Annotated in this window: 21 protein-coding genes; 16 read left to right on the forward strand and 5 right to left on the reverse strand. The window is 54.7% G+C overall.

The genetic code is table 11. From position 1 onward, the window contains the following. Positions 1-27: 27 nt before the first annotated feature. The 4 genes from mmuM to AC6I8N_RS15445 all read right to left on the reverse strand — a co-directional run bounded on the left by mmuM (position 28) and on the right by AC6I8N_RS15445 (position 3385). Positions 28-963, reverse strand: a complete 936-nt coding sequence (mmuM, locus tag AC6I8N_RS15430) for a homocysteine S-methyltransferase (RefSeq protein ID WP_497829420.1) — start codon at positions 961-963, stop codon at positions 28-30. Further along, entirely contained in the window at positions 953-2368 is a 1416-nt protein-coding gene (mmuP, locus tag AC6I8N_RS15435) for an S-methylmethionine permease (RefSeq protein WP_208723758.1), read from the reverse strand. Before mmuP ends, mmuM begins: the two co-directional genes overlap by 11 nt. Positions 2369-2501: 133 nt before the next feature. After that, positions 2502-2840 (reverse strand): DUF2002 family protein, encoded by a 339-nt coding sequence (locus AC6I8N_RS15440; RefSeq protein WP_021184429.1) that lies wholly within the window; start codon positions 2838-2840, stop codon positions 2502-2504. Positions 2841-3040: 200 nt separating this feature from the next. Next, a complete protein-coding gene (locus AC6I8N_RS15445) occupies positions 3041-3385 on the reverse strand; it encodes a DUF2002 family protein (protein WP_497829421.1) in 345 nt (114 codons plus the stop codon). Between the two features lie 149 nt (positions 3386-3534). Between AC6I8N_RS15445 and AC6I8N_RS15450 the strand changes: the two genes are divergently transcribed. The 12 genes from AC6I8N_RS15450 (at position 3535) to emrB (ending at position 16842) form a co-directional block, all read left to right on the forward strand. After that, positions 3535-3849, forward strand: a complete 315-nt coding sequence (locus tag AC6I8N_RS15450) for a DUF883 family protein (RefSeq protein ID WP_021184431.1) — start codon at positions 3535-3537, stop codon at positions 3847-3849. Positions 3850-4194: 345 nt separating this feature from the next. After that, entirely contained in the window at positions 4195-4437 is a 243-nt protein-coding gene (locus AC6I8N_RS15455; RefSeq protein WP_021184432.1) for a redoxin NrdH, read from the forward strand. 4 nt (positions 4438-4441) lie between these two features. Further along, a complete protein-coding gene (gene nrdI / locus AC6I8N_RS15460) occupies positions 4442-4876 on the forward strand; it encodes a class Ib ribonucleoside-diphosphate reductase assembly flavoprotein NrdI (protein ID WP_013510174.1) in 435 nt (144 codons plus the stop codon). After that, positions 4825-6963: a class 1b ribonucleoside-diphosphate reductase subunit alpha gene (gene nrdE, locus AC6I8N_RS15465; RefSeq protein WP_497829422.1), complete on the forward strand. Its 2139-nt coding sequence runs from the start codon at positions 4825-4827 to the stop codon at positions 6961-6963. The genes nrdI and nrdE overlap by 52 nt, the downstream gene beginning before the upstream one ends. Positions 6964-6971: 8 nt before the next feature. Further along, on the forward strand, positions 6972-7931 hold the full coding sequence (gene nrdF / locus AC6I8N_RS15470) for a class 1b ribonucleoside-diphosphate reductase subunit beta (protein ID WP_084878550.1): 960 nt from the start codon (positions 6972-6974) through the stop codon (positions 7929-7931). A 393-nt stretch (positions 7932-8324) separates the two neighbouring features. Continuing rightward, positions 8325-9512 carry a glycine betaine/L-proline ABC transporter ATP-binding protein ProV gene (gene proV / locus AC6I8N_RS15475; RefSeq protein ID WP_021184437.1) on the forward strand — a complete coding sequence of 396 codons (1188 nt, stop codon included), beginning with the start codon at positions 8325-8327 and terminating at the stop codon, positions 9510-9512. A 2-nt stretch (positions 9513-9514) separates the two neighbouring features. Beyond that, the gene (proW, locus tag AC6I8N_RS15480; protein ID WP_415175346.1) at positions 9515-10630 is read left to right on the forward strand and encodes a glycine betaine/L-proline ABC transporter permease ProW; all 1116 of its coding nucleotides are present in this window, start codon (positions 9515-9517) and stop codon (positions 10628-10630) included. 63 nt (positions 10631-10693) lie between these two features. Further along, the gene (gene proX, locus AC6I8N_RS15485) at positions 10694-11689 is read left to right on the forward strand and encodes a glycine betaine/L-proline ABC transporter substrate-binding protein ProX (protein ID WP_021184439.1); all 996 of its coding nucleotides are present in this window, start codon (positions 10694-10696) and stop codon (positions 11687-11689) included. Positions 11690-11927: 238 nt separating this feature from the next. Beyond that, positions 11928-13106 (forward strand): MFS transporter, encoded by a 1179-nt coding sequence (locus AC6I8N_RS15490; protein WP_497829423.1) that lies wholly within the window; start codon positions 11928-11930, stop codon positions 13104-13106. A 328-nt stretch (positions 13107-13434) separates the two neighbouring features. Then, entirely contained in the window at positions 13435-13965 is a 531-nt protein-coding gene (gene mprA, locus AC6I8N_RS15495) for a transcriptional repressor MprA (protein ID WP_013510181.1), read from the forward strand. A 151-nt stretch (positions 13966-14116) separates the two neighbouring features. Then, positions 14117-15289, forward strand: a complete 1173-nt coding sequence (emrA, locus tag AC6I8N_RS15500) for a multidrug efflux MFS transporter periplasmic adaptor subunit EmrA (protein ID WP_021184441.1) — start codon at positions 14117-14119, stop codon at positions 15287-15289. 17 nt (positions 15290-15306) lie between these two features. Further along, complete coding sequence (gene emrB / locus AC6I8N_RS15505; RefSeq protein ID WP_021184442.1) at positions 15307-16842, forward strand: multidrug efflux MFS transporter permease subunit EmrB; 1536 nt, start codon at positions 15307-15309, stop codon at positions 16840-16842. Positions 16843-16875: 33 nt separating this feature from the next. Here emrB and AC6I8N_RS15510 read toward each other — a convergent pair whose 3' ends face one another. Then, entirely contained in the window at positions 16876-17955 is a 1080-nt protein-coding gene (locus tag AC6I8N_RS15510; RefSeq protein WP_021184443.1) for a tRNA/rRNA methyltransferase, read from the reverse strand. 155 nt (positions 17956-18110) lie between these two features. Between AC6I8N_RS15510 and trxC the strand changes: the two genes are divergently transcribed. The 4 genes from trxC to AC6I8N_RS15530 all read left to right on the forward strand — a co-directional run bounded on the left by trxC (position 18111) and on the right by AC6I8N_RS15530 (position 22867). Next, the gene (gene trxC / locus AC6I8N_RS15515; RefSeq protein ID WP_036626502.1) at positions 18111-18530 is read left to right on the forward strand and encodes a thioredoxin TrxC; all 420 of its coding nucleotides are present in this window, start codon (positions 18111-18113) and stop codon (positions 18528-18530) included. A gap of 88 nt (positions 18531-18618) precedes the next feature. Further along, the gene (locus tag AC6I8N_RS15520; RefSeq protein WP_497829424.1) at positions 18619-19314 is read left to right on the forward strand and encodes a tRNA-uridine aminocarboxypropyltransferase; all 696 of its coding nucleotides are present in this window, start codon (positions 18619-18621) and stop codon (positions 19312-19314) included. Positions 19315-19395: 81 nt separating this feature from the next. Next, entirely contained in the window at positions 19396-20166 is a 771-nt protein-coding gene (locus AC6I8N_RS15525; RefSeq protein WP_497829425.1) for a YaeF family permuted papain-like enzyme, read from the forward strand. Positions 20167-20209: 43 nt separating this feature from the next. Further along, positions 20210-22867, forward strand: coding sequence for a bifunctional acetate--CoA ligase family protein/GNAT family N-acetyltransferase (locus AC6I8N_RS15530; protein WP_497830700.1), 2658 nt, complete (start codon positions 20210-20212; stop codon positions 22865-22867). Positions 22868-22969: the final 102 nt, after the last annotated feature.

Below are 22969 nucleotides of genomic sequence, written 5' to 3' on the forward strand. Positions count from 1 at the left end.
GCGCTATCAGTGGCGCTTTTCTGCGCTTTATTGCGGTTGACAACAGGCGGCAATCGCCGCGATATCCTGTGGCGTGGTACGACAGCAACCGCCAATCAGGCGTGCACCAGCCTGTTGCCATTCGGGGAATTTGTCGTGCAACGTGCAACCCGATGGGGCCGAATGCCAGGTTTTACTGGTGGCATCGTACTGTTCGCCGGAATTGGGATAAACCAGCAACGGTTTGTCGCACAGCGCCTGCAAGGTGCGCAGCGCGGGCGTGACGCTCTCCAGCGCAACGCAGTTGATTCCCACCGCCACCACCTGTGAAGCCGCGTTGAGCAACGCCGCAACCTCGTTCAGCGGGGTGCCATCGCTGATATGATTTGCGTCACGCAGCGTAAAGGAAAACCAGGCACTGCTGTCCGGGAACTCCGCCAGCAGGCTGACCAGCGCCTGCGCTTCGGCAAATGATGGCAAGGTTTCACACGCCAGCAGATCCACACCCGCTTCGAGCAAGGCAGCAACGCGCGGGCGATGGAAGGCTTTCATTTCAGCCTCTGGCAGCGCGTAATCACCACGATATTCCGCGCCATTGGCGAGAAAAGCTCCGTAGGGACCAACCGAACCGGCCACCAGCAGCGGTGCTGCCGTGCCTGATGCTGCGCGATAATCATCACGCGCCCGTTGTGCCAACGCGGCACTTTGCTGAATCAGCGTACGAGACTGAGCTTCATCCAGGCCGCGTTGCGCGAAGCCCTGCGGTGTGGCCTGATAGCTGGCGGTAATGGCGCAATGGGCGCCTGCGGCGAAGTAGTCGTAGTGCACCTGATAGATCAGTTCAGGGTTTTCCATCAACACCTTCGCCGACCAAAGCGTATCAGCCAGATTACAGCCTCGCGCTTCCAGTTCGGTTGCCAGTGCACCATCAAGAATCAGGGTATCGGTTTGAGATAGCGCCTGCGCTACCGGGTTACGCCACATCGTTGGCCTCCTCAGCCTTCAGAGATGATTTACGTCGTTGCGTGACATGGTATGCGGCATAGCAGAAGAGAACAAACGGAATCCCGCACCACAACGCAATCCGCTGTGATGGGTCGAAAGCCAGCCCAACACATGCCAACAGGCACAGCAGAAAGCCGAGAATCGGCGTCAGTGGGTAAAGTGGCGCTCGATACACCAGATCTTTCAGCGAACCGCCCTGCTGCACATGATGGCGACGGAACATAAAGTGAGATGCGCAGATACTGAGCCACACGGCCACCACGGCAAAACCGGAGATGGCTGACAACGCAACGAAAACGGTATCGGGGGCAATCACGCTGGAGAATAACGCCAGCAGGCCGCCAATCATGCTGACGGTAATCGCCAGCACCGGGATGCCACGACGATTCACACGCGCAAAGCAGCGCGGCAAGGTGTTTTCATTGGCCAGTGACCACAGCATACGACCCGAGGCGTACAAGCCGGAATTTGCGGCCGACAGGATGGCGGTGAGAATCACGAAGTTGAAGATATCCGCCGCCCAGGGAATGCCAATCTTCTCGAATACCAACACAAACGGGCTTTTCACGATCCCCGCCTGATCCATCGGGATCAACGCGGCCAGTACCAGCACGGTGCCGATAAAGAACACAATCAGACGAGCGACCGTGGTGCGGATCGCCAGCGGCAGGGCTTTTTGCGGCTGTTCGGTTTCACCGGCGGCAATGCCAATCAGTTCGGTACCTGAGAAGGCAAAGTTGACGGCGACCATAGTCATCAAAATCGGCAGCGTGCCATGCGGCAGCCAGCCGGATGCGGTGAGGTTATGCAAGCCAGGTGCAGCACTGCCATCCTTCATCGGGATAAAACCAAACATCGCCCCGGCACCGAGAATGATAAAGGCGACAATGGTGATGACCTTGATAATCGAGAACCAGAACTCACCTTCGGCAAAGAAGCGCGTTGAGACAATATTCAGCAAATAGATGGCGACGCAGAACACCAGGCACCAGACCCAAACCGGGATGCTCGGAAACCAGTACTGCATACAGAATCCGGCGGCGGTCAAACTGGAGCCGAGGGCCACCGTCCAGGTCAGCCAGTAGAGCCAGGCCACGGTATAACCGGTGGCCGGACTCAAATAGCGCGCGGCATAGACATGGAAAGCACCGGTTTCCGGCATGGCAACGGCCAACTCGCCGAGGCATACCATCACCAGCCACACCACCAGCGCACCAATCAGATACGCCAGTAGCGTACCGGCGGCACCGGTGGTGGAGATGATATAACCGGTATTAAAGAACAGACCTGTGCCGATCACACCGCCGAGCGACAGCATCACCAGATGCCGTACTTTCATGGTGCGCTTAAAGTTTTCCTGCGAAGGATTTTGCTCGCTTTGCATTATTTTTATCCATATGGACGTCTAAACATCTACATGGATACAGGGTTATACGCGCCAGCGCGTCGAAATGCAACGTGGCAAAAGGTAAGGATTTTGTTGGAAGGGTGCGGCCCCGCGATGGCGGGGCGCAGCGTCAGCCGCCGAAGACACCTTGCAGATAGCGCTCCAGCGCAATACGCGAACTAAAGCCGTGCGGGATACCGTAATGTTCCTGGTTATCGCCTGCCAGATAGAGAGGAAACTGCGTATAATGATCGCAGGTTTTCATTTCTGATGCCGGTTCAGCAAAGTTCAGACTTTTCTCTTTCAGCGTGGGATGAATGATCAGGGCCGTACGCCCCATGCGGGCTTCACGGTTGACGTAGACATAATTGTCGCCACGACGATAACCATAGATTTTGGGCGTAAGGGTATCCATTTCGAACCCTGCTTTTTCCAGTACGCGCGCTACCTCATCTGGTCGTAAATACATGCTTGCTCCTCTCTTCTTAGCCTCGCAACCTTACAACAGCCGTGCTGCACAAGGCATTCGGAATTTTCCATAAAGCCAGGTTAAAACCTGCCATCACTGGCAACTCGTCTGCATTAAGTATTACGTTTTAATTTAAAGGGAGCGAAAAATGTTTAGCCAGATTGGCAAATTGTTCCCATCGCTGCCGCAAATTAACGGAGCTAGCTCGAGCCACCGTAGATGCACTGCAAATAGCGCTTCAGAGATGCACGCGAGGTAAAGCCGTGAGCGATACCGTAATGCTCCTCCGTTTCGCCCGCCAGATAGAGCGGAAACTGCGTGTAGTGATCGCAGGTTTTCATCTCTAAAGCCGGTTCAGCGAAGCCCAGGCTGCGTTCTCTCAGCGTAGGGTGAATGACGAGTGCGGTGCGCCCCATGCGCGCTTCGCGGTTGACGTAGACATAGTCCTCGCCACGGCGATAACCAAAAATTTTGGTGGTAAGGGTATCCACTTCGAAGCCTACCTTTTCCAGTACGCTCGCTACCTCATCCGGTCGTAAATACATGATTGTTCCTCTGTTATAAAAGTCGCGCAACTTTACACAGCGGGGAAAAACGGGACATCCGGAATTGTCCCGAAAGTCAGGAGAAAATCTGCGTTTGATCGCGATTCGTCTACACTAAGTCTTACGTTTTAAAGTAAAGGGAGCGAAAAATGTTTAACCGAACCAGTAAAAACGAGGCCTCTGATATCAATCAGGATGTGAACGAGCTGGCTGATTCGCTGGAAGCATTGCTGAAATCGTACGGCAGCGAAGCCAAAGATGAAGTGGAAAACGCACGCAGTAAAGCACAATCGCTGCTGAAACAGACACGCGCGAAACTGAACGGTAACAACCGGGTTTCCCAGGCCGCGCGTGACGCGAGTTACCAGGTTGATGCGTATGTACATGATAAACCCTGGCACGGTGTCGGCATTGGTGCCGCGGTCGGTCTGGTGATTGGTGCGCTGCTGGTCTCGCGCCGCTAATCCACGTTGTAATCCCGTAGCGGCGCGATTTATTGCGCGATAAATCGCGCCGCTACGGTCCGGTCATTGTTCAAATTTGCAGCAGTGCTTGTCTTAGTCACCCCGCCCTCACCCTTCACAAAAATTTTTTTTCCTCGCAAAGGCGCATGATCCCTGGTCTTAAGCCAATTCTGAGGCTTCAAATCACAAACCCATATATATAGTGGGCTTGACCACGACAACCACTACATCTAGTATTTGCTTCATCAGTTCACTACCAGATGTCGGCAAGGATGAGGCTCGCAGCAAAAGGATTTTTTGCTTCGTATCTCGCATCCTGACCATACCAAGAGGGAAATACGAATCATGCGCATTATTATTTACACCAAGAACAATTGTGTCCAGTGCAATGCAACAAAAAATGCCATGGACCGTAATGGCATCGATTACCAACTGATTAACCTCGATGCTCAGCCTGAAGCTATCGACAACCTCAAATCCCTTGGCTATCGCCAGGTGCCGGTGGTGATGACTCACGATGATCACTGGAGCGGCTTCCGTCCCGATAAAATCGCCAGCCTGCGCCAGCTCGCTGCTGTCGGGGGATAAGGCGATGTTTCCACTGGTGTACTTTTCCAGCCAGTCGGAAAACACGCACCGATTTATCACACGTCTGGGCCTGCCTGCACGACGAATACCCATCGACAGCACGCAGCGCCTGCATATCGACCAGCCCTACATTCTGGTGGTGCCGAGCTATGGCGGCGGCAGTGCCAGAGGGGCGGTGCCCGGACAAGTGATCCAATTCCTCAATGATGAAGCTAACCGACGCGGTATCCGCGGGGTGATTGCTGCCGGCAACCGCAACTTCGGAGCGGGATTCTGCCTGGCAGGCGACATCATTGCGCAGAAATGTCAGGTTCCCTATCTCTACCGCTTTGAGTTGATGGGAACCCCCGACGATATCGCTAATGTAAAAGCGGGAGTGACCCAATTTTGGCAACGACAGACACCCTCAACGGCGCAGGACTTGACTACCACGCCCTGAACGCGATGCTGAACCTGTATGACGCCGATGGCCGCATTCAGTTCGATAAAGACCACGAAGCCACGCATCAGTTTTTCCTGCAACATGTTGCGCCCAATACCGTGCCTTTCGCCTCTGCGGCGGAACGCCTGCGCTATCTGGTGGCTGAAGGCTACTACGAAGCTGAGGTACTGAATCAGTACGATTTCGCCTTCCTGTGCCAGCTGCACGACGAAGCCGATGCCTGGGGTTTCCGTTTTCATACCTTCCTGGGGGCGTGGAAGTTCTACACCAGCTACACGCTGAAAACCTTTGACGGCAAGCGTTACCTCGAAACCTTTGAACAGCGCGCCTGCATGGTGGCGCTAACGCTGGCACGCGGTAACGAATCCCTGGCGCGCGAACTGCTGGCAGAGATGCTGAGCGGTCGCTTCCAGCCTGCAACGCCCACCTTCCTGAACTGCGGTAAACAGCAACGCGGTGAGTTGGTTTCCTGCTTCCTGCTGCGTATCGAAGACAATATGGAATCGATTGGCCGTGCGGTGAACTCCGCATTGCAGCTCTCCAAACGTGGCGGCGGCGTGGCATTTTTGCTGTCGAACCTGCGAGAGTCCGGCGCACCGATCAAGCGTATCGAGAACCAATCTTCCGGCGTGATTCCGGTTATGAAGATGCTGGAAGATGCGTTTTCTTACGCTAACCAACTGGGAGCACGTCAGGGTGCGGGCGCAGTGTGGCTGAATGCCCATCACCCGGATATCCTGCGTTTCCTCGATACCAAGCGTGAGAACGCCGACGAGAAAATTCGCATCAAAACGCTGTCCCTCGGCGTGGTGATCCCGGACGTCACTTTCCGTCTGGCAAAAGAAAATCGTGAGATGGCGCTGTTTTCGCCGTATGACGTGGAACGCATCTACGGTAAGGCGTTTGGCGACATCAGCATCAGCGAACATTACGATGAGATGCTGGCCGACGACCGCATTCGCAAAACCTTTATTCAGCCGCGTGATTTCTTCCAGACGCTGGCGGAGATTCAGTTCGAATCCGGCTATCCCTACATCATGTATGAGGATAGCGTCAACCGCAGCAACCCGATTGCCGGCCGCATCAATATGAGCAATCTGTGCTCGGAGATTTTGCAGGTCAACAGCGCCAGCGAGTTCCATGACGACCTGAGTTATCGCCGTGTCGGCAAAGATATCTCCTGTAACCTGGGTTCGCTCAACATCGCGCATGCGATGGATTCACGCAATCTGGCGCAGACCGTGGAAGTCGCGGTGCGAGCCCTGACAGCCGTGTCGGATATGAGCGAGATTAACTCGGTGCCCTCGGTGGCTGAAGGCAACCGCCGTTCACACGCGATTGGTCTTGGTCAGATGAACCTGCATGGCTATCTGGCGCGCGAAGGCATGGCTTACGGTTCACAAGAGGCGCTGGATTTCACCAATCTCTATTTTTACTGTGTCACTTATCATGCGGTGCGCACCTCTAACCTGCTGGCACAGGAGCGTAAACAGAGTTTTGATGGTTTTGCACAATCCACCTATGCCAGCGGCGCGTACTTCGACAAGTACACCGAACGGGCCTGGCAACCGCGTACTGCACGGGTAGCGCAACTGTTTGCTGATGCTGGCATTGCCCTACCCAGCCAGGCTGACTGGCAGGCATTGCGTGAAGCGGTGATGACGCACGGTCTGTATAACCAGAATCTCCAGGCGATTCCGCCCACCGGTTCGATCTCATACATCAACCACGCGACCTCCAGCATTCACCCGATCGTGTCACGGATTGAGATTCGCAAAGAGGGCAAAACCGGCCGTGTTTACTATCCAGCCCCGTTTATGACCAATGATAATCTGGATTTCTATCAGGATGCCTACCAGATTGGCCCGGAAGCGATTATTGATACCTACGCCGAAGCGACCCAACACGTCGACCAGGGACTTTCTCTGACGCTGTTCTTCCGTGATGACGTCACCACGCGTGATATCAACAAAGCGCAGATCTACGCGTGGAAGAAAGGCATCAAAACGCTTTATTACATTCGACTGCGCCAGATGGCGCTTCAAGGCACTGAGGTGCAGGGCTGCGTCTCCTGCGCGCTGTGATGAAAACTATGCGACTAAATCAAATTCAAGCGATTAACTGGAACCGTATCCAGGACGAGAAAGATCTCGAAGTGTGGAACCGCCTGACCAGCAACTTCTGGCTGCCGGAAAAAGTGCCGTTGTCCAACGACCTGCCCGCCTGGCAGACACTGGATAAACAGCAGCAACAGCTGACCATCCGCGTGTTCACCGGACTGACGCTGCTCGATACCATTCAGAACGTGATTGGCGCACCGGGGCTAATGGAGGATGCGCTGACACCACATGAAGAAGCGGTACTGTCCAACGTCAGCTTTATGGAAGCGGTTCACGCCCGCTCCTATAGCTCGATTTTCTCCACCCTATGTAACACGGCAGATGTTGATGCCGCTTATCGCTGGAGTGAGGAGAATGAGGCGCTGCAAAATAAAGCGAAAATCGTGCTGGAGCATTATCGCGCAGATGACCCGCTGAAGAAGAAAATTGCCAGCGTGTTCCTCGAATCGTTCCTGTTCTATTCCGGCTTCTGGCTGCCGATGTATTGGTCAAGCCGTGGCAAGCTGACCAATACGGCGGATTTGATTCGTCTGATTATTCGCGATGAAGCGGTGCACGGTTATTACATCGGTTATAAGTACCAGAAAGCGCTGGAAAATGTCGATGATGCCCGCCGTGAAGAGTTGCAGCAATTCGCCATCGAGCTGCTGCTGGCGCTGTACGAAAACGAGGTTGTTTATACCGAAGCGCTGTATGCCGATGTGGGTTGGGCGGAAGAAGTGAAAACCTTCCTGCACTACAACGCCAACAAAGCGCTGATGAACCTCGGTTACGAAGCGCTGTTTCCGGCGGAACTCACAACAGTGAACCCGGCGATTCTTTCTGCCTTGTCGCCAAATGCCGATGAAAACCACGACTTTTTCTCCGGTTCCGGCTCCTCCTATGTAATGGGCAAAGCGGTCGAAACAGAAGACGAAGACTGGAACTTTTAATCGCTTCATATCGGGCTGGCCTCAGCCCGATATTTCCTCTGTTCACTGCTGGTTATTTCCCCGTTATTTCGCCTCTACATCGTCATCAGGCTGTCATTTTTTCTTCCTTGCAATGGTCCATATATCGCCTGATAAAGCACGATTTATCGCCACTCAGATAAATAAAACCGACAGAAGCACAGAAATTCAGCCTGAATTTGAGAAAAAATTGATCCTTGCTTATCCCTTGTGAGCACTGGAAATTCTCGCCATTCTCTCCATCACCGCCAGCCAAATATCACCCTTAAGGGTTGTCAGATAATCTCATTATGTTACGGTATAGGCCGCTTAATTTTAACCAGGGCCACAACAAGAAATAGCGAAACATCAATTAACCAGGAATTTAATTACTGCATGGCAATTAAACTCGAAGTAAAGAATTTATATAAGATATTTGGTGATCACCCGGAAAGGGCATTTAAACATATTGAACGCGGTGAGGGTAAAGAGGCAATTCTGGCGAAAACCGGACTCTCTCTCGGCGTAAAAGATGCCAGTCTGGCCATTGAAGAAGGCGAGATCTTCGTCATCATGGGGCTTTCAGGTTCAGGTAAGTCCACCATGGTTCGCCTTCTCAATCGTCTGATCGAGCCGACACGCGGCCAGGTGATTATTGATGGCGTCGATATTGCCAAAATATCCGACGCCGAACTGCGCGAAGTGCGCAGAAATAAGATCAGCATGGTATTCCAGTCATTTGCTCTGATGCCACATCTGACGGTATTAAATAATACCGCCTTCGGCATGGAATTAGCGGGCGTAGCATTGCAGGAGCGTCAGGAAAAAGCGCTGGAAGCATTGCGTCAGGTCGGACTGGAGAATTATGCCCATGCATACCCGGATGAACTTTCCGGTGGTATGCGTCAGCGCGTCGGATTAGCCCGTGCGCTGGCAATCAATCCTGATATTTTGTTGATGGACGAAGCCTTCTCTGCACTTGATCCGCTTATTCGTACTGAAATGCAGGATGAGTTGGTAAAATTGCAGGCAAAACATCAACGTACCATTGTCTTTATTTCCCACGATCTCGATGAAGCGATGCGTATTGGCGATCGCATTGCCATTATGCAGGGCGGTGAAGTGGTCCAGGTCGGCACACCGGATGAAATATTGAATAATCCAGCCAACGATTATGTGCGAACCTTCTTCCGTGGCGTCGATATCAGCCATGTGTTCAGCGCCAAAGATATTGCGCGACGCAGCGCGGGTGCGCTGATCCGTAAAGCGGCGGGTCTTGGCCCACGCTCTGCGATCAAGTTGTTGCAGGATGAAGATCGCGATTTTGGCTATGTACTGGAAAAACAAAAATTTGTTGGCGTGGTTTCAACCGATTCGCTGAAAGCGGCTCTGGCCGCAGGCGAGGGTCTGGACAACGCGCTGTTGGATATTCCGGCGGTTCCGGCGGACACCTCACTGAATGATCTACTCTCCCATGTGGCGCAGGCACCTTGTGCCGTACCGGTGGTAGGTGAAGAAAATCAGTATGTTGGTGTGATATCGAAAAGCACGCTGCTGCGCGCTTTAGACCGTGAAGGAGCCTGATAATGAGTGAACAAAATAGCAATCCGTGGGATAGCGCCAGTCAGACTACGCAGGCGGCCACTCCCGACAGTAGCGCAACCGATCCCTGGTCAACCGGGGCCAGCGCACCGGCAAGCCCCGGCACGCATGAGGCCGCCAGCAACGCCGCCAGCAACAGCGACTGGTTAAGCAGCGCACCTGCGCCGCAGCCGGAACATTTCAATATTCTGGATCCGTTCCATAAGACGCTGATCCCGCTCGATAGCTGGGTAACTCACGGCATCGACTGGGTGGTAAACCACTTCCGTCCGGTGTTCCAGGGCATCCGTGTGCCGGTGGATTATATCCTCAGTGCCTTCCAGCAACTGCTGCTGGGTATGCCTGCGCCGGTCGCGCTGGTGGTGTTCGCGCTGATCGCCTGGCAGATCGCCAGCCCGGCAATGGGTATCGCGACCCTGATTTCGCTGGTGTTGATCGGCGCAATTGGTGCCTGGTCACAAGCGATGGTGACGCTGGCGCTGGTGCTCACCGCCCTGTTGTTCTGCATCATTATCGGTCTGCCGCTCGGCATCTGGCTGGCACGCAGCGAACGCGCAGCGCGCATCATCCGACCGCTGCTGGATGCGATGCAAACCACACCAGCCTTCGTCTATCTGGTGCCGATTGTCATGCTGTTCGGCATCGGTAACGTGCCGGGCGTAGTGGTGACCATTATCTTTGCCTTGCCGCCGATTGTACGTCTGACGATTCTCGGCATTAAACAGGTTCCGGCAGATTTGATCGAAGCCAGTGAATCCTTTGGTGCCAGCCCGCGTCAGATGTTATTTAAAGTGCAACTGCCACTGGCGATGCCAACCATTATGGCTGGCGTTAACCAGACGCTGATGCTGGCGCTGTCGATGGTGGTGATCGCCTCGATGATCGCCGTCGGTGGTCTTGGCCAGATGGTGCTGCGCGGTATCGGTCGCCTCGATATGGGCCTCGCCACCGTGGGCGGTGTGGGTATCGTGATCCTCGCCATTATTCTTGATCGTCTGACCCAATCGGTGGGTCGCGACAGCCGCAGCCGTGGCAATCGCCACTGGTACAGCAGTGGCCCGGTTGGCCTGCTGATGCGCCCTTTCAGTAAAAAGCCCTGATTCATTTGGGCGGCCCACTGTAGCCGCCCGTCTCCGACGCCACACGTAAAATAAGGAATGACTATGCGCAAGACAGCCCTATTCGCTGCCGTCCTGACGACATTCGCCGTGACGCATGTGTCCGCCGCCGACCTGCCGGGTAAAGGCATCACCGTTAAACCGGTGCAGAGCACCATCTCAGAAGAAACGTTTCAGACGCTGCTGGTGAGCCGCGCGCTGGAAAAACTGGGTTATACCGTCGATAAACCCAGCGAAGTGGACTACAACGTTGGCTACACCACCATTGCCGAAGGCGATGCTACCTTTACCGCCGTCAACTGGCAGCCGCTGCATGATGATATGTATAAGGCCGCCGGTGGCGACCAGAAGTTTTACCGCGAAGGGACTTATGTAACCGGTGCGGCACAGGGTTACCTGATCGACAAAAAAACAGCGGATCAGTACCACATCACCAACTTTGCCCAGTTGAAAGATCCTAAGCTGGCGAAGCTGTTTGATACTAACGGCGACGGCAAAGCTGACCTGACCGGTTGCACCCCAGGCTGGGGCTGCGAGGCCGTGATTAACCACCAGATTGACGCTTACGGTCTGAGCAAGACGGTGGAGCACAACCAAGGGAATTACTCGGCAATGATTGCCGACACCATCACTCGCTTTAAGCAGGGTAAGCCGATCCTGTACTACACCTGGACCCCCTACTGGGTGAGCGACGTGCTGAAGCCGGGTAAAGATGTGGTGTGGTTGCAGGTGCCGTTCTCATCGCTGCCGGGCGAGCAGAAAAATGTCGATACCAAGCTGGCGAACGGTGCCAACTACGGCTTCCCGGTGAATACCATGCATATCGTTGCCAACAAAGCCTGGGCTGAGAAAAACCCAGCGGCGGCGAAACTGTTTGCCGAGATGAAACTGCCAATCACCGACATCAATGCGGAAAATGCTGCCATGCATGCCGGTCAGTCTTCTGAAGACGATATCAACCGTCACGTTGATGGCTGGATCAAAGGTCATCAGGCCGAGTTTGATAAGTGGGTGCAGGACGCACTGGCTGCGGCGAAGTAAATATCACCGGGCCCACATACTGCACACTTCCTTCTCCCGCTTGCGGGAGAAGGTCGGGATGAGGGCCATCAGTAGCTAAAGTCACGCGGCAAATCGCGCCGCTACAGAGGGCGACCTGGTTTTCCCAATCGATTCGGACGCTATAGCGTACTGGTACGTCCTGTTAATTAACACAACAATGAAATAGTTTTTTGGGTTACTATTAACCCATTATGATTATTTGCCTGCTCATGACGCTATGAATGCTTCCCATCAGGGCCTCAGTTCTGCCCTGGTCGCGCTGATGTCGGTCGCGACTGGCCTTGCCGTCGCCAGCAACTACTATGTCCAGCCGCTGCTGGATACCATCGCCCACCAATTTAATCTCTCCGTCAGCCTCGCCGGCTTTATCGTCACCACCGCCCAACTCGGTTATGCCTGTGGCCTGCTGTTGCTGGTGCCACTCGGCGATATGCTGGAACGGCGTGCCCTGATTGTTTCTATGAGCCTGCTCGCGGCCGGTGGCATGATGATCACCGCGCTCTCCCCTTCCCTGCCGTTAATGCTGCTGGGCACGGTAGTGACCGGGCTGTTTTCTGTCGTGGCACAAATTCTGGTGCCTCTTGCGGCCACCCTCGCAGTGCCCGAGAAACGCGGCAAAGTAGTAGGAACGGTAATGAGCGGTTTATTGCTCGGTATCCTGCTGGCACGAACCGCCGCCGGTGCGCTGGCGCAACTGGCTGGCTGGCGCAGCGTTTACTGGACCGCCAGCGTATTGATGATCCTGATGGCACTGGCGCTGTGGCGTTATCTGCCACGCTATAAGCAGGATGTCCCACTTAATTACCCGCAGTTGTTACGCTCCATCTTCAGCCTGTACGCCGCTAACCGGGTGATACGTACCCGCGCGTTAACCGGCTGCCTCTCTTTCGCCAATTTCAGCATGCTCTGGACCTCCATGGCGTTCCTGCTATCAGCGCAACCTTATGGTTTTAATGAAGGGGAGATTGGCCTGCTGGGTCTGGTGGGTGCCGCAGGGGCACTGGCGGCACGTCAGGCCGGTAGTCTGGCTGATAAAGGGAAAGCCAAACTGACCACCAGCACCGGGTTGATGATTATGTTAGCGGCGTGGGGTGTAACCGCGCTGGGGGCACACCATTTGCTGGCACTGATTATCGGTATTTTGCTGCTCGACTTAGCGGTGCAGGCAGTACACATCACTAACCAAAGCGTGATTTATCGTCATAAACCAGAGGCGCGCAACCGCCTGAATGCCGGCTATATGACCAGTTATTTTATCGGTGGTGCGCTGGGTTCAATCATCTCGGCGAATGCATTTCATCATGCAGGCTGGTATGGCGTTTGTGGAGCCGGTGTGCTGCTCACCACAATTAACCTGTTGATTTGGTGGCGCAATGCGCGCTACGAAAGTGTTTAGAAAACGTAAAGACCGGACCTAATCGATGAGCAATACTGTTCATCAATGATTGGGTTTGTTATGGTTAGCCAGAGAGTTATTCATCATGGTTATTTTTTCTCGCGAAATTATTCAACTGTAAAAAGATTTCGCGAGGCGAATTGATAGCATCCAATGCCTGCGCATCCGTAGCCTTGGATCGGGCAACACGCCCAGGGTCAGGGAATGACCTGGAATCGCCGGGTGCTGACAGTGTGATCGTGCTAACAATCACTGGCGGGAATTATGACTACGCTTAATCTGTCACCACCATTACTATACCAGTTGCAACTAGTGAGGTTTTTTTAGAATGGAAAGTTCGTTTACTCCCATAGAGCAGATGCTAAACATCCGTGCTACTCGCCATAAAGATTTTCCATTGCAGGAGATCATCCTGACGCGTCTGTGCATGCATATGCAGGGCAAACTGCTGGATAATCGCAACAAAATGTTGAAGGCGCAGGGAATTAACGAAACCTTATTCATGGCGCTGATCACCCTCGATGCGCAGGAAAATCAGAGCATCCAGCCTTCTGAACTGAGTTCTGCTCTCGGATCTTCCCGTACCAACGCCACGCGTATTGCTGATGAGCTGGAAAAACGTGGCTGGATTGAGCGTCGTGAAAGTGACAACGACCGTCGCTGCCTGCATCTGCATCTGACTGAGAAAGGTAACGAATTTTTACGCCAGCTGCTGCCACCGCAGCACCAGAGCCTGCAATATCTTTGGTCGTCGCTCTCCTCAGACGAGCAAGGACAGCTGGAAGCGATTACCCGTAAGCTGCTTAACCGCCTCGACAAAATGGATGAAGAGCAACTCATCGCCTCCCTGTCACGCTAATAGCAAGAAGTGCGACACAATCACCTGTCGAAACCGATATTTTAATCCCCTTTTTATCCGGCCAGCGTCACAAGCGCTGGCTTTTTTCGACTCGGGACCCCGTGTTGATGGATGAACACATCCCGAAAAAATGGAAAACGTGGAGAATAACATGAGTGCGACAGCGGCAGATCAAAGCCCGCAACAGCCAGCAAATAAAAAGAAAAAGCGCAAAGGTGCGCTTATCCTGCTGGCTATCGTGTTTGTCATTATTGGTATTGCCTATCTGGCTTACTGGTTCCTGGTGCTGCGTCATTTCCAGGAAACCGACGATGCTTATGTCTCAGGTAATCAGGTGCAGGTGATGGCGCAGGTGTCTGGCAGCGTCAATAAAGTGTGGTTTGATGACACCGACTTCGTGAAGAAAGGTGACGTGCTGGTATCACTCGATAAAACCGATGCAGAACAGGCGTTTGAAAAAGCGCAGACTGCACTGGCTACCAGCGTACGTCAGACACATCAGTTGATGATCAATGGCAAGCAGGATCAGGCCACCATCAAGTTGCAACAAACGGCGCTGGAGCAGGCCGAGGCAGACCTGAAGCGTCGTGAGCCGCTGGGTGCCGCCAACCTGATTGGCCGTGAGGAACTGCAACACGCGCGCGACGCCGTGGCTACCGCTAAAGCGCAACTCGACGTAGCAGTGCAGCAGTACAACGCGAATCAGGCGATGATCCTCAACACCTCACTGGAAAACCAGCCGGCGGTGAAACAGGCCGCCGCTGAACTGCGCGATGCCTGGCTGGCACTGCAACGTACCGAGATCCGCAGCCCGATGGATGGCTATGTCTCCCGTCGTAGCGTGCAGGTTGGCTCGCAAATCTCCACCAGCACGCCACTGCTGGCAGTGGTGCCTGCCACCAATTTGTGGATAGATGCGAACTTCAAAGAAACCCAACTGGCAGACGTGCGCATTGGCCAACCGGCGACGGTCGTCAGTGATATCTACGGTGATGATGTGGTGTATCAAGGCAAGGTGGTAGGTCTGGATATGGGCACCGGTAGCGCCTTCTCCCTGCTGCCGGCACAGAACGCCACCGGTAACTGGATCAAAGTGGTTCAGCGTCTGCCGGTACGTATCGAGCTGGATGCGAAAGAAGTGGCAGAACATCCGCTGCGTATCGGCCTGTCAACGCTGGTCAAAGTGGATACCTCCAATAAGGATGGCGCAACACTTGCCAGCAGCGTCCGTAGCCAGGCCGCTTATGAAAGCGATGCGCTGGCCATTGACCTGACGCCAGTAAACCAGATGATTACTGACATCGTTCGTGCCAACGCCGGCTGATAACGCGGGAGGCTGTTATGGCACAAAAACCGCTTGAAGGCGCGCCGTTAGTCCTGATGACCATCGCCCTGTCGCTGGCGACGTTTATGCAGGTACTCGACTCGACGATTGCCAACGTGGCGATTCCCACTATCGCCGGGAACCTGGGTGCCTCTAACTCCCAGGGCACCTGGGTGATCACCTCTTTCGGGGTGGCAAACGCCATCTCGATTCCGATCACCGGTTGGCTGGCGAAACGCGTCGGTGAAGTGAAGCTGTTTACCTGGGCGACAATCCTGTTCGCCCTCGCCTCCTTTGCCTGTGGTGTCTCCGAAAGTCTGTCGATGCTGATTTTCTTTCGTGTCATCCAGGGGGTGGTGGCTGGGCCCCTGATTCCGCTGTCGCAGAGTTTGTTGCTGAACAACTACCCCCCCGCAAAACGCAGCGTGGCGCTGTCGTTGTGGGCAATGACGGTGATCGTGGCACCGATCTGTGGACCGATTCTCGGTGGCTGGATTAGCGATAACTATCACTGGGGCTGGATCTTCTTCATCAACGTGCCGATTGGCGTGGTGGTGGTGATGCTGACGCTACAAACCTTGCGCGGTCGGGAAACACAAACGGCCAGCCGCCCGATTGACATGGTCGGTCTGGTGCTGCTGGTGGTGGGTATTGGTTGCTTGCAGGTCATGCTGGACCGTGGCCGAGAACTGGATTGGTTTAGTTCCACTGAAATCATCACGTTAACCGTTGTCGCGGTCGTAGCCCTGGCGGTGCTACTGGTATGGGAACTGACGGATGACCATCCGATTGTCGATCTTTCGCTATTTAAATCGCGCAATTTCACCATCGGGTGTTTGTCGATAAGCCTTGCCTATATGCTCTACTTCGGCTCAATTGTTTTGCTGCCGCAGCTATTGCAGGAAGTGTACGGCTATACCGCAACCTGGGCCGGGCTGGCTTCCGCGCCGGTGGGGATTATTCCGGTAATCCTGTCGCCGATCATTGGTCGCTTTGCTCATAAGCTGGATATGCGCCGTCTGGTGACCTTCAGCTTTATTATGTATGCGGTGTGCTTCTATTGGCGCGCGTATACCTTTGAGCCGGGGATGGATTTTGGTGCGTCGGCGTGGCCGCAGTTTATTCAGGGCTTCGCGGTGGCATGCTTCTTTATGCCGCTGACCACCATTACGCTGTCGGGCTTGCCACCAGAACGCATGGCGGCGGCATCCAGTCTGTCGAACTTTGTGCGTACACTGGCTGGCTCCATCGGGACGTCGATTACTACCACCATGTGGACCGATCGCGAATCAATGCATCACAGCTATTTGTCGGAATCGGTGAATCCGTATAACGCCAATTCGCAGCAGATGTACGATCAGTTGGAAAGTCTTGGCATGACCCATCAGCAGGCATCAGCGTATATCGCACAGCAGATCACCAACCAGGGGCTGATTATCTCTGCCAACGAGATTTTCTGGGCCTCGGCCGGGGTGTTTCTTATTCTGTTGGTGCTGATTTGGTTCGCACGTCCACCTTTTGGGGCGGGCGGTGGCGGCGGTGGTGCACACTAAGCCAAAAAAAACGGGCCATAATGGCCCGTTTTTTTATGCGTTCTGTCGCCACCATTCGGCAAGCAGGATGCCCGTTGCTACCGACACGTTGAGACTTTCTACGTTGCCGGTACCGCCAATCGACAGGCTCATGTCACCCTGTTGGAAAGCGCTGTCGGACAGCCCTTCACGCTCCTGGCCCAGCACCAGCACCATTTTGGCTGGCAGCTCAGCTTTTGCCAGCGGCGTACCTTCATGGCTGGAGGTCGTGACGATGGTGTAGCCTGCTTTGCGGAAGGCTTCCAGACCGGCGGAGAAGTTTTCACCGCTGATTGCCTGGACGTGCTCCGCGCCACCTTCTGCGGTACGCACTGCGGCACCCGATTCCAGCAGTGACGCATCATTCACCAGCAGCCCCTTCACACCAAAGTGGGCGCAGCTACGCATGATGCCGCCGAGGTTATGCGGGTTGCTGACATCTTCCAGTGCCAGTACACAATCTTTGGCTTCGGCCTGGCTTAACCACTCAGATACCGCCATCCCCATGCGTTTTTTAATGATGAAACACACGCCGCCGTGATGTTCAGTTCCTGATGCTTTCGCCAGCTCGGCATCGTCCACCACATGGTAGGCTTTGCGGTTGGCGGCGAGCCAGCGCAATGTTTCACGGAAACGCGGCGTCACGCTCTGGACAAACCAGGCGCGGACGATGCTCTCGGGACGGCTCTGGAACAACGCCTGGCAGGCATTTTCCCCGTAAACACGCGTCTCTTCCTGACGCTGGCGGCGAATCTGCTCCGGATCGATAGCAGGCTTGCTGACGCTACCCTCTTCCAGCGCGTTGTTTTCAGCTACCGGTGGGCGTGAAACGGTGCGCCACGGTGAATCCTCGAAGCTACGTGCTTTGCGATTATCATCGCCGCGATCGCTGCGACGACCCGCACCGCGACCGCCTTCTTCATTATTACGTCCAGTGCGGGGGCCAGAACGACGATTCTCTTCCTGGCGCGCAGCAGGACGGCCGCCTTTGCCGGTACGGGGGTTTGGCGCACGCGAGCCTTTCTGGCCCTCATCCTCACCACGTACATACATCACTTTGACCTTGCCGCTTTTGCCTTTAATTTCGTCGTTCATCTGTTCCTCCAGCATTGAGAGCGCGAAGATTACCTGATGTGTCGGCGCTTAGCTATCAACTATTGAACCTATCGAGCAATCCAGATTGAGCATAGCATTCAACCCTTTCATAATGCTCGGCAATCATAAATATACAGATCCGGTTTGAGGTAACTATGAATACGGTATGTGCCTCCTGTCAGGCAACCAACCGCGTGCCCGAAGCACGCATTGCCGATGGAGCCAAATGTGGCCGCTGCGGCGGTGAGCTGTTTAACGGCGAAGTGGTGAGCGCGACTGCCGCGACGCTGGATAAATATTTGCAGGACGATTTGCCCGTGGTGGTCGATTTCTGGGCACCGTGGTGTGGGCCTTGCGTCAACTTCGCACCGGTATTTAAAGATGTCGCCGATGAGCGGCGCGGCAAGGTGCGTTTTGTGAAGGTGAACACAGAAGCCGAACCAGCGCTGAGTTCACGTTTCCGTATTCGCAGCATTCCCACCATCATGTTGTTTAAGAATGGCGAGTTGGTCGACATGCTGAACGGCGCGATGCCAAAAGCACCGTTCAACGAATGGCTCGACGAGTCGCTGTGATCCCCTCCGTGGCCAGCCGGGTGCTGGCCATATTACCTTTGCGCGGCATTTCCATTACAATTACGTTTTTGCTGCCCGCCTGAGTGTTATGTCTGAAAATGCCGTCCTGCGTTTGCGCACGCAACGTCTTGCCCGCGCTACCCGTCCGTTTCTGGCCCGTGGCAATCGGGTTATCCGCTGTCAGGGTTGTCTCCTGCCGCATCAACATTGCGTATGCGCCACATTACAGCCGCAAACCGCCCGCAGCCGTTTTTGTCTGGTGATGTTTGATACCGAACCGATGAAACCCAGTAATACCGGACGTCTGATCGCCGATATCCTGCCGGATACGCTGGCATTTGGCTGGTCACGTACCGAGCCCGACGCCGCATTATTACAAGCGGTGCAGATGAGCGATTATCAACCGTTGGTCGTGTTCCCCGCGTCCTATGCCGATACCGGTCGCACCGTGCTGACGGAGCCGCCACGCAGCGGCAAGCCCCCGCTGTTTATTATGCTCGACGGCACCTGGACTGAGGCACGCAAAATGTTCCGCAAAAGCCCCTGGCTGGATACATTCCCGGTGATGTCTTTGAATGTGACCAGCCCGTCACGTTACACGCTGCGTGAAGCACATGGCGAAGGTCAGCACTGCACCGCAGAAGTTGCCGCTGCATTGCTGGAGCAGGCTGGTGACGTCGCCGCTGCCGATGCGTTACAACAGCATTTCACGCGCTTCCGTCAGGCGTATCTGGCCGGTAAACCCCATCATCCGGCACACGCGTTATGTGACGAGGATAACTAACGCTGTACTTTTTTTGCACAGAACACTGAACTATAGTAGAGCATCGCCACGGAACTGGCTTTCAATCATGGATGATGTGCTATGAAACTCTTCGTGTTGGTTATTTGCCTGCTGGCCGGTTGCAGTACCGCGCCAAAACATCAACAGGGCTTTCCCCTGAAATTTCAGTCTGTCAGTACCCATCCTTCTGCGTTGATCGCTGCCGATGCACTGCAACCCGGCGATCTGCTGCTCTCATCAGCCACCTCGCTGCAATCCTGGGGGATTCGTCTGTTTACCCTGACGGGCGTCAGCCACGCGGCTATTTATCTGGGTGATCAGCGAGTTGCCGAAGCGGTGGGGAGTGGGGTCAACATTATCCCCCTCGATCGCGCGATTGCCGAAAGTAATAATCTGCTGGCTTTACGCATACCGGGCATCACCGCTGAACAAACGCTACGGCTGCGCGAGTTTTCCGACCTGCAACAGGGTAAAAAATACAACTTTAAAGGGATTGTGATGTTTATGCCCTTTATGGTGTCGCGTCGTGTGTGTGAATTACCGCTGGTAAATGAGCAGGTGCGCAGCAACTGTCTGACGATACTGGCTAATGTACAACTGGCCGATGAGGAAAATCCTGAATCTGACCGTTTTTTCTGTTCGGAATTTGTGCTGGCGGGTTACCGCTATGCCGGAATTGAGTTGCTGGCGGGCCAGGCAAACTGGGTTAGCCCGGCGGATTTATTGCATCTGCGTGAGGGGGATGTATCCGCCTGGCACGCACAACAGCCGATCGAATATATCGGTCATCTCAAACGCTGGAATTTGAAAGAGATCCTCAGCCTGCGATCGCCAGATCGGCAAGCGCAGTAAAAAGCGTTTACAATCACGCCATCCCCCATGTCAGGAGTGCATGATGAGCCAACGCGGACTGGAAGCGCTGTTACGACCTAAATCCATTGCGGTAATCGGTGCGTCGGTAAAACCGGGGCGCGCGGGTTATTTTATGATGCGTAACCTGCTGGCGGGCGGTTTTAGTGGCCCGGTATTGCCGGTAACGCCGAAGTACAAGGCGGTGAGCGGCGTGCTCGCCTGGCCCGATATCGCCAGCCTGCCTTTTGCCCCCGATCTTGCCATCATCTGTACTCATGCCAAACGTAATCAGGCGTTGCTTCAACAACTGGGGGAGAAAGGTTGTAAAGCGTGCATCATTCTTTCCGCTCCTCCAGAACAACTGGATGAATTGAAAGCCTGCGCCAGTCAGTGGCAAATCCGCCTGCTCGGCCCCAACAGCCTTGGCCTGCTCGCCCCCTGGCAAGGACTTAACGCCAGTTTCTCCCCGGTACCCATTGCCAAAGGTCGTATCGCGTTTATTTCGCAATCGGCGGCGGTATCCAACACCATTCTCGACTGGGCGCAGCAGCGTAATCTTGGTTTCTCCTGGTTTATCGCACTGGGCGACAGCCTCGATATCGATGTCGATGACCTGCTTGATTTCCTCGCTCGTGATGGCAAAACCAGCGCCATCCTGCTCTATCTGGAACATCTTAGCGATGCGCGCCGCTTTGTCTCAGCATCGCGTAGCGCCTCGCGCAATAAACCGATTCTGGTGATCAAAAGCGGGCGTAGCCACCAGGCACAGGCAATGATTGGTTCCCGCAGTGGGCTGGATGCTGCCTGGGATGCAGCCATCCAGCGTGCCGGTTTGCTGCGGGTGCAGGATACTCATGAACTGTTCTCCGCAGTGGAGTCGCTCAGCCATATGCGCCCATTACGTGGCGATCGTTTAATGATTATCAGCAATGGCGCCGCCCCGGCGGCACTGGCGCTGGACGAGTTATACGCGCGCAATGGCAAACTGGCGACGCTAAGCGAGGAAACCTTGCAGGCGCTGGCAGCACAGTTGCCGGCCGGTGTCGGGCGTGGCAATCCGCTCGATCTGAAAGATGATGCCACACCCGAGCGCTACGTCGCCTGCATTGAGAAGTTGCTGGATAGTCATGAACTGGATGCCTTGATGATCATTCACGCCCCCAGTGCCGTGTCACCGGCCAGCGAAACTGCCGAGCAGATTATTGCGGCGGTTGCGCGCCATCCACGCGGCAAGCAGGTGACATTGCTGACCAACTGGTGCGGTGAATTTTCCTCGCAGGCGGCTCGTCGCGCCTTCACCCAGGCAGGAATTCCAACCTGGCGTACGCCGGAAGGGACAGTGACAGCCTTTATGCATCAGGTGGAGTACCGCCGTAATCAGAAGCAGTTACGGGAAACGCCTGCGCTACCGTTGGGCCTGACGCAAAACAGCGCGCAGGCGCATCAGCTTATTCAGCAGGCGCTGGACCAGGGCATCACCACGCTGGACACGCATGAAGTCCAGCCGGTGTTGCAGGCTTATGGCCTGGCAACCCTATCGACCTGGATTGCCGCTGACAGCTCTGCGGCGGCCAGCATCGCTAGTCAGATCGGCTATCCGGTGGCGTTGAAGTTGCGCTCACCGGATATCCCGCACAAGTCTGAGGTGCAGGGGGTGATGCTTTATCTGCGCAGCGCCAGTGAAGTCAAACTGGCCGCCGACGCGATTTTTGACCGTGTTCGGCAAACCCATCCCGAGGCACGGATTGATGGCCTGCTGGTGCAGAGCATGGCCAACCGCGCGGGTGCACAGGAGCTGCGCATAGTGGTGGAACAGGATCCGCTGTTTGGCCCGATTATTATGTTGGGAGAAGGCGGCGTGGAATGGCAGCCAGATAAGCAAGCTGCCGTAGCTTTGCCCCCCCTGAACATGACGCTGGCGCGCTATCTGGTGATCCAGGCGATGAAAAGCGGCAAAGTTCGCAGTCGCAGTGCGTTGCAGCCCCTGAACATTCCTGCACTCAGTCAGTTGCTGGTTCAGGTTTCTAACCTGGTGGTTGATTGCCCGGAGATCCAGCGGCTGGATATTCATCCGCTGCTGGCCGCCGGTGACGAATTTACCCTGCTGGATGTCACGCTACAGCTCGCTCCGTTCCAGGGCGATAACGAAGCGCGGCTGGCGATTCGCCCCTATCCTCACCACCTTGAGGAGCAGGTTGAACTGAAAGATGGTCAGCATTGCCTGTTCCGCCCGATCCTGCCAGAAGATGAGCCGCTACTGCGGGACTTTATTGCGCTGGTGACGAAAGAAGATCTTTATTATCGCTATTTCAGTGAGATCAATGAGTTCACCCACGAGGATCTGGCGAATATGACGCAAATCGATTATGACCGCGAGATGGCGATTGTCGCCGTCCGTCAGCACGCGGGTCATGATGAAATTATCGGGGTGACGCGTGCAATTTCAGACGCCGACAATATTGATGCTGAGTTTTCCGTGCTGGTACGATCGGATTTGAAAGGATTGGGTATGGGCAGACGTCTGCTGGAGAAGATGATCCGCTATACCCGCGATCACGGTCTGCAACAATTGAACGGTATCACCATGCCACACAATACCGGCATGATTACCCTGGCGCGAAAACTTAACTTTCGCGTGAGTATTCAACTGGATGACGGAATTGTCAGCCTTAATTTGCCGCTGAACGATGCCATCAACTAACCTTGTAGAGAAAGGTAAAAATCCTCCCTGTAGGCTCGGTTGATGTTATCATTTAGCGTTAGGATCATGATTTGATGGCAAAAGGCCATGCGATGAACAGAG

The sequence above is a fragment of the Pantoea sp. X-Soil-TKNS-1279 genome, from assembly GCF_059730565.1.